At 72.8% G+C, this 7,390-nt stretch carries 5 protein-coding genes and 1 tRNA gene; 4 read left to right on the plus strand and 2 right to left on the minus strand.

What is annotated here, in order from left to right:
• The first annotated feature begins 674 nt into the window (after positions 1 to 674).
• The 3 genes from ACFVST_RS20675 (at position 675) to ACFVST_RS20685 (ending at position 3,429) form a co-directional block, all read left to right on the plus strand.
• A complete protein-coding gene (locus ACFVST_RS20675) occupies positions 675 to 1,481 on the plus strand; it encodes an aspartate/glutamate racemase family protein (protein WP_390153856.1) in 807 nt (268 codons plus the stop codon).
• Positions 1,478 to 2,215: a decarboxylase gene (locus ACFVST_RS20680; protein ID WP_390153859.1), complete on the plus strand. Its 738-nt coding sequence runs from the start codon at positions 1,478 to 1,480 to the stop codon at positions 2,213 to 2,215. Before ACFVST_RS20675 ends, ACFVST_RS20680 begins: the two co-directional genes overlap by 4 nt.
• A 98-nt stretch (positions 2,216 to 2,313) precedes the next feature.
• Positions 2,314 to 3,429, plus strand: a complete 1,116-nt coding sequence (locus tag ACFVST_RS20685; protein ID WP_390153862.1) for an LLM class flavin-dependent oxidoreductase — start codon at positions 2,314 to 2,316, stop codon at positions 3,427 to 3,429.
• Between the two features lie 4 nt (positions 3,430 to 3,433).
• Here the strand turns inward: ACFVST_RS20685 and ACFVST_RS20690 are convergent, their stop codons facing one another.
• Positions 3,434 to 5,296, minus strand: coding sequence for a putative bifunctional diguanylate cyclase/phosphodiesterase (locus ACFVST_RS20690; RefSeq protein ID WP_390153865.1), 1,863 nt, complete (start codon positions 5,294 to 5,296; stop codon positions 3,434 to 3,436).
• Positions 5,297 to 5,759: 463 nt separating this feature from the next.
• Between ACFVST_RS20690 and ACFVST_RS20695 the strand changes: the two genes are divergently transcribed.
• Positions 5,760 to 7,064, plus strand: coding sequence for a M6 family metalloprotease domain-containing protein (locus tag ACFVST_RS20695; RefSeq protein ID WP_390153868.1), 1,305 nt, complete (start codon positions 5,760 to 5,762; stop codon positions 7,062 to 7,064).
• 241 nt (positions 7,065 to 7,305) lie between these two features.
• Here ACFVST_RS20695 and ACFVST_RS20700 read toward each other — a convergent pair.
• Positions 7,306 to 7,379: transfer RNA gene (locus ACFVST_RS20700), tRNA-Lys, on the minus strand.
• Positions 7,380 to 7,390: the final 11 nt, after the last annotated feature.

Genomic DNA, 7,390 nt, shown 5'->3' on the forward strand with positions numbered 1-7,390 from the left:
AAACCATGCCCCTGAATTCCGGCCGAAGTTCCGCCCGCTGTTTTCAGGCGGTGTGTCCTTTATATGGCCCGTTATGCGGCCCATTCTGCGACCTGTTGTGTGACCCGTTATGCGGTGCTTTGTTGCGTCCTTTGCTGGTGCTTTATGCCGAGTGTCCTGCGGTGTGCGTCCCGTCCCTGCCGGGCGCTCGGGCGCGGCTCATCGCGCGGAGGTGGGGGCGGGCGCGGGGTGTACGCGGCGCCGGCCCGCCGGTACGAGGCCCGCGGCACCCGGTCGGGCGCCGGGAAATCTCCGGTGAGGTGGTCCGGGTCCCGTACGTGCCGCCCGGATCGGAATCCGCTCCAACGGCGCCTCCGCGGAAGGGAGTTGGCGGTGGGGTGGACGGGGTTCGATGGCGGTGCCCGCACGGTGTTCCTGTTTGGGGGCTGATATCGGTAAAAGCGGTGGCCAGAGATGGATTGACCACGGTCGCGGTGGAATCTACCTTCGACAGCACGGACCCATTTCCCAGGGCGGGTCGGCCTTCGCGGACGTGCCTCCCTTGGGCCCGCGCGTTCCCATCCCGACGTCCCGGCGCGTGCCGGCATCCAGTCCTCCCCACTCCCCGGCCTTCCCCGATTCCTTCGGTGGCCGGAGCCTCCTCCTTTCCTGTTTGACCGAAATCGGGGCTTGCTATGGACGTCTCTTTTCTGGGTGGTCCCCAGCCGCAGCGAGGTGTGGGGATCGTCGCCCCTTTTGACTTCGCGCTCGACCGCGAACTGTGGCGCTGGGTGCCCGAGGGGGTCTCCCTCTATCTCACCCGCACCCCGTATGTGCCGGTCGAGGTGAGCCTGGACCTGGCGCGGGTGGTCAGCGAGCACGAGACCCTCGGTGAGGCGGTACGCGCGCTGAGCGCCGCCGAGCCAGAGGTCATCGCCTATGCCTGCTCCTCGGGCAGTTTCGTCGGTGGTACCGCCGGTGAGCGCGCCATGTGCGAGGCGATGACCCGGGCCGGCGAGCTGCCCTCGCTGACCACCTCCGGGGCGATGATCGAGGCGCTGGAGGAGATCGGCGCCCGACGGATCGCCCTGGTCACCCCCTATACCCGCTCGGTGACCGGGGCGCTGGAGGAGTATCTGGGCGAGGCCGGGGTGCAGGTCGTGGGCGGGGCGGACCTGGGTCTGACCCGGCACATCTGGAAGGTGTCCTACCGGGATGTGGTGGACATGGCGCGGCGGGCCGCCGGTACCGCGGCCGACGCGCTGGTGATCAGTTGCACCAACCTCGCCACCTATGACGCCATCCCGCAGTTGGAGGCGGAGCTGCGGATGCCGGTGCTGTCCGCGAATCAGGTGACGATGTGGGCCGCGCTGCGTCGCCTGGGTACCCGTGCGGTGGGGCCGTACCAGGCGCTGCTCGACCCCGGTGCCCGCCCGGGTGCCCGGCAACTGGACATGCCGCCGCTGCCCGAGGGACCACCCGCAGAAGGAGGCTGGACGTGACCGCACTGGGATTCCTCTATCCCGGCCACTCGGCGGAGGACGACTACCCGCGCATGGAGCAGTTGCTCGGCAGCGATGTGCGGCTCGCCGTCGTCCACACCGACATCGGGGAGGACGCCCAGCGGGTCGGCACCCTGCGGGAGATGGGCTCCGCCGAGCGCCTCGCCGCCGGGGTGCAGGAACTGCGGCTCACCGGCGCCGAGGCCGCGGTCTGGGCCTGCACCAGCGGCGGCTTCGTACACGGCTGGGACGGGGCGCATGAGCAGGTGCGGGCCCTGGCCAGGACCGCGGGGATGCCCGCCTCCAGTACGTCCTTCGCCTTCGCGCACGCGCTCGCCGCGGAGGGGGCGCGGCGGGTGGCGGTGGCGGCGACCTATCCGGAGGAGGTGGCCGCGCTCTTCGGGGAGTTCCTCGCGGCGGCCGGTTTCGAGGTGGTGTCGCTGCACGCCGGGGGTGCCCGTACCGCCGCGGAGGTCGGCACCTGGGGCGCGACCGAGGTGCTGGAACTGGCGCGGGCCGCGGACGTACCGGAGGCGGAGGTGCTGCTGCTGCCGGACACCGCACTGCACACGGTGGCCCATCTGCCCCTGCTGGAACGGGAGTTGGGCAAGACGGTGCTCACCGCGAACCAGGTCACCGCTTGGGAGGGCCTGCGGCTGGCCGGCCGCCGCGTCAACGCGCCCTCCCTTGGCGCGCTCTTCACCCGCGAGCCGATCGTCCAGGCCAGGGAATAGCCACGGAATAACCGGAGACAGCCTCCCGTTACGGTGTCCGGGGCCGCGTACCCACGCGTCCCCGCAGTACATCCGAACACCCGGCAGGAGGCATTCCGGTGGACGCGACCGACGACAGGCACGGCGAGGGCGCCGCACAGATCCGCGGCACCGCACAGGGCGAGGCCCCGGTCCCGCTCTCCGTGCTGGACCTGGTCACCGTCGGCGCGGGCAGCACCGCGAGCCGGGCCTTGCGTACCGGGGTGGAGCTGGCCCGGCTGGCCGAGAGCCGCGGCTTCCACCGCTACTGGGTCGCCGAGCACCACTCGATGCCCGGTGTCGCCTCCACCTCCCCGGCGGTGATCCTCGCCCACCTCACCGCCCACACCGAACGCATCCGCCTCGGCTCCGGCGGCGTCATGCTGCCCAACCACGCCCCGCTGGTCATCGCCGAGCAGTTCGGCACCCTGGAGGCGCTGGCGCCCGGCCGTATCGACCTGGGCCTCGGCCGCGCCCCCGGCACCGACGGCGCCACCGCCGCCGCCCTGCGCCGTACCGATAATCTGCACGAGGGCGCCGACGAGTTCCCACAGCTCCTGGCCGAGCTGACGCGCTTCCTCGACGACGACTTCCCCGACGGCCACCCCTACGCCCGGATCCACGCGGTGCCCGGGCCGGTGCAGGGCTCCGCGCCCGGCGGGGTGCAGTCACCGGCCCGGCCCCCGCTGTGGCTCCTGGGCTCCTCCGGGTTCAGCGCCCGCCTCGCCGGGGTCCTCGGGCTGCCCTTCGCCTTCGCACACCACTTCTCCGCCCGCAACACGGTGCCCGCGCTCGACCTCTACCGCGAGTCCTTCCGCCCCTCCGCCGTACTGGACGCCCCGTACGCGCTGATCGGGGTGGCCGCGCTCGCCGCCGACGAGGAGCGGGAGGCCCGGCGGCAGGTGCTGGCCGCCGCGCTCAACATGGTCCGGCTGCGCACCGGCCGCCCCGGCCTGGTGCCGACCCCCGAGGAGGCCGAGGCCCACCCATTCAGCGCCGCCGAGCGGGAGTTCGTGGAGAGCTGGAACGCCAACGTCATCCACGGCACCCCGGACGCGGTACGGACCGGCCTGGACGAGTTGCAGAAGCGCACCGGCGCCGACGAGCTGATGCTCACCGCCAACGCCCACAGCGGCGAACTCCGCGTCCGCTCCTACGAGTTGATCGCCGACGCCTACCGGCTGCCCACCGTCTGACCGCTCACGGGGCGGGGCGGCTCAGCAGCGCGTCGATACCGGACGGCGGCACGGGGCGCGAGTAGAGCCAGCCCTGCCCGGTGTCGCAGCCGATCCGCCGCAGCCGCGCCGCCTGCCCCGCGGTCTCCACACACTCCGCGGTCACCGTCAGCCCCAGCTTGTGGGCGAGCTGCACCAGGGCCTCCACGATCGTCTCGTCCGCCGGATTGGGGTGCGCCCCGTCCTCGTAGCGGAAGCCGTGGACGAAGGAGCCGTCCAGCTTGAGGGCGTGCACCGGGAGGCGGCTGAGGTAGGCGAGATTGGAGTAGCCGGTGCCGAAGTCGTCGATGGCGATCCGCACCCCCATCGCGCTGAGCGCCTGGAGCGACTGGAGGGGGCGGCCCGCGGAGCCCATCACCGCGGACTCGGTCAGCTCCAACTGGAGCAGCCCCGGCGGCAGCGACGTCTCGGCGAGGATCTCCGCGACATCCGCCACCAGATCCGAGTCCCACACCTGCCGCACCGCCACGTTCACACTGACATAGGGCGGATCGGCCTCCGGGTGGTCCACCTGCCAGCGCCGGGCCTGCCGGCACGCGGTACGCAGCACCCAGCGGCCCAACTGGACGATGGAGCCGTCCTCCTCCGCGAGCGAAACGAAACGGTTCGGCGCCAGCAGACCGAACTGCGGATGCGCCCACCGCACCAGCGCCTCCACCCCGTGCAGCACCCCGTCCGCCAGCCCCACCAGCGGCTGGTACTCCAGCACGAACTCATCGCGCTCCACCGCCGGCCGCAGCGTGGTGGAGAGGGCCTGGCGGGTCATCCGGTGTGCGTTGCGCTCCGGGTCGAAGAGCGTCCAGCGGGACCGGCCGTCGGCCTTCGCCCAGTACAGCGTGGTGTCCGCGGCCTGCATCAGACCAGTCGCGGTACTGCCCGCCGCCCGCCGCTCCACCACCCCGATCGAGGCGGACACCGCGAGCCGCCGCCCGCCCAGCTCGAATGGCTCCCGCAGCGCCCGCAGGACCGATTCGGCGAGGCCCGCGGCCTGTTCGGTGCCGGTGGAGTCCTCCAGCAGCAGCGCGAACTCGTCCCCGCCGAGCCGGGCCACCAGCGGTCCGGGGCGCTCGCCCGCGGTGTTCTCGGCGCAGCGGGTGAGCCGCTCGGCGACGGCGGCCAGCAGCCGGTCGCCCACCCGGTGCCCCAGGCTGTCGTTGACCGCCTTGAAGCCGTCCACGTCCAGATAGCAGAGCCCGACCCGGCCGGTGCCGCCGTCCTCGTGGGCCGCGGTCTCCAGGGCTGCGGTGAGGCGCTCGAAGAAGAGGGTGCGGTTGGGCAGCCCGGTGAGCGGGTCGTGCATCTGGAGGTGGCGCAGCCGGGACTGGAGTTCCCGCCGCAGGCTGATGTCGCTGACCGAGAGCAGCACCACCCCGGGACCGCCGCCGGGCCCGAGCGGGGTGACCGTGACCTGAGCCCAGAGGGAGTGCCCGTCGGGGTGCTTGAGGCGGCGGGTGCAGCGCAGTCGGGCCTGCCGGCCGCGGAGCATCTCGCGGTAGGCGTGCCAGGTGCGGCTGTCGGAGCCCAGGTCGACGAGTTCGGCGGCGGGCTGTCCTGAGCGGTCGCCGGGGCGGGTGCCGAGGAGCGTGTCGAAGGCCTCGTTGGCGGTGACCAGCAGCCCCTCGCGGTCCACCACGGCCAGCGCGACGGGCGCGGCGGCGAACGCGGCCCGATACGTCCGCGGGTCCACGGCTTGCGCGGCGGAGGCGGCGTGTACGGGGGAGCGGGCGGCGGTGGGCTCGGCGTGACGCTCGGTGACGGGGGGCTCGGCCAGGGGGGCCTGGCGACCGGGGCCGACCCCCGGTCCAGGTCCCTCACAAGCTCCGCTCACCGTTCGCTCCCGCCGTGCTCTCGTGGCCGTGGGGCCTGTACCGGGCCCGGGCCGGTCCCGTCCGATGGCGACCGGCGGTTCCGCAGGCCACAGGGGCCGGTCACCGTAGGTCCGCGCAGGAAGTCTGCCGATCATAGAGCCCGCCCCGAGAGCCGAGCCAGCCTCCATCTGACGGAGCTTTCGCCTCGACCCCCTAGCGGGATCGTTTCTGCGCGCTCCTGAACACGTACTCGCCGAGCCCCGACCGGAAGTGACGGTCCGTGAGTGCCGGAGTGTCGCACCGTTGTCGCAACCGCTCACTCGGCCGGGGGAGATCAACAGGGCAAAGTATGACAAACGCCATCAGTCTGGGTGCGGTGCTCCCGGTGATCCCCTCGATCTCCGCGATCACGGAGACCGCCGCGGCCCCGCCGCCGGTGCGGTCACGTCCCCCTTACCGCTCCGCAGTCGGCAGGAGGTACCTGTGCCGAGACGGCCGAGCCCGCACCGCCGCCGCGGCGCGAGAAGCCCCGACGACCGCCGACGCCTCCGGCTGCGCAACGCGGGCGCCGCCCTCACCGCGCTCACCGCACTCACCGCCACCTCCCTCGTCGCGGGCCCCGCCCGAGCCGCCACCGGACCCGAAGGCTGCGCCCTGCAACGCACCGAGGCCCACCACTCCGAGGGCCTGGACACCTGGAACGCGGCCTACCCCAAGCCCCGCCGCTCCCTCGACGCGGTCCTCGTCTTCCTGTCCTTCCCGGACTCCCGCCCCCTGACCACGCCCCGCGAGCTGGCCGCCGACCACTTCCCCGCCACCACCCGCTTCTACCAGCGCGCCTCCTACGGCCGCTTCACCCTGCGCCCGCACCCCCAGAAGCAGTGGGTCCGGATGCCCAAGCCGTCCACCGCCTACGGCATCCGCCGCGACTGGGACGCCGGCCGCCGCGCCGCCTATCTGCGGGACGCGGTCACCGCCGCCGATCCCCGCACCGACTTCGCCAAGTACGACGTGGTGTACTTCATCGCCGATCCGGACGCCCCGGGAGTGGACTCCGACGCCACCAAGGTGGTCAACCTCGACCAGCCGGTGGAGGCCGACGGCGCACCGCTGCGCCGTATCGTCACCGTCTTCGAGCAACACCCCCCGGACCGCAACGTCCTCGCGCACGAGACCGGCCATGTCTTCGACCTGCCGGACCTCTACCACCGGCCGGCGGACGGCAAGGGCGACTGGGACACCTATGTCGGGGACTGGGACGTCATGGGCAGCCAGTTCGGGCTGGCGCCGGACCTCTTCGGCTGGCACAAGTGGAAGCTGGGGTGGCTGGATCCGCGGCAGGTGGTGTGCGTGGAGGGCGAGGGCCACACCCGGCTCACCCTGGAGCCGCTCTCCGCCGCCCCCGCCGCGACCGCCGCCGTCTCCCACCGCGTCTTCGGTACGGGCCGCGGCACCAAACTCGCCGTCATCCGTACCGGCCGCTCCGGCGCCGTAGCCGTCGAAGCCCGCGGCGCCGCCGGCAACGACAGCACCACCTGCACCGAGGGCCTGCTGGTGTACCGGGTACGCAGCACCACCGTCTCCGGCGGCGGCCCCGTCGAGGTACTCGACACCCACCCGCGGACCTCGGCCTGCCGGGAGACCTCGGTGTATCCGCCACTGGCCGACGCCCCACTCCGCGAGGGCGAGCGCTTCACGGTGCGCGAGGGCCGGGTACGCATCGACATCACCGCCGAGGGCCGCACCCGCGCCGGCGACTGGACCGTCCACATCGCCACCTCGGGCTGAGCCAACGAGAGTGGCCGTCCTGGGCCCCCGAGAGGGGTATGTCGCCACACGCCGAAGGCCCCCCGCTTTCGCGAGGGGCCTTTGACCGTCCGGTGCGCCGCCAGGGACTCGAACCCCGGACCCGCTGATGCTGCGTTCTCCCGGGGGATAACCCCCGGACCCCCAGCCGGGCCGCCGGGGCTGGGGTCGTCGCCACAGGCCGAAGGCCCCCCGCTTTCGCGAGGGGCCTTCGACCGTCCGGTGCGCCGCCAGGGACTCGAACCCCGGACCCGCTGATTAAGAGTCAGCTGCTCTAACCAACTGAGCTAGCGGCGCCTGCTGACGTC

It is taken from the genome of Streptomyces sp. NPDC058045 (assembly GCF_042885635.1).
Taxonomy (GTDB): Bacteria; Actinomycetota; Actinomycetes; order Streptomycetales; family Streptomycetaceae; genus Streptomyces.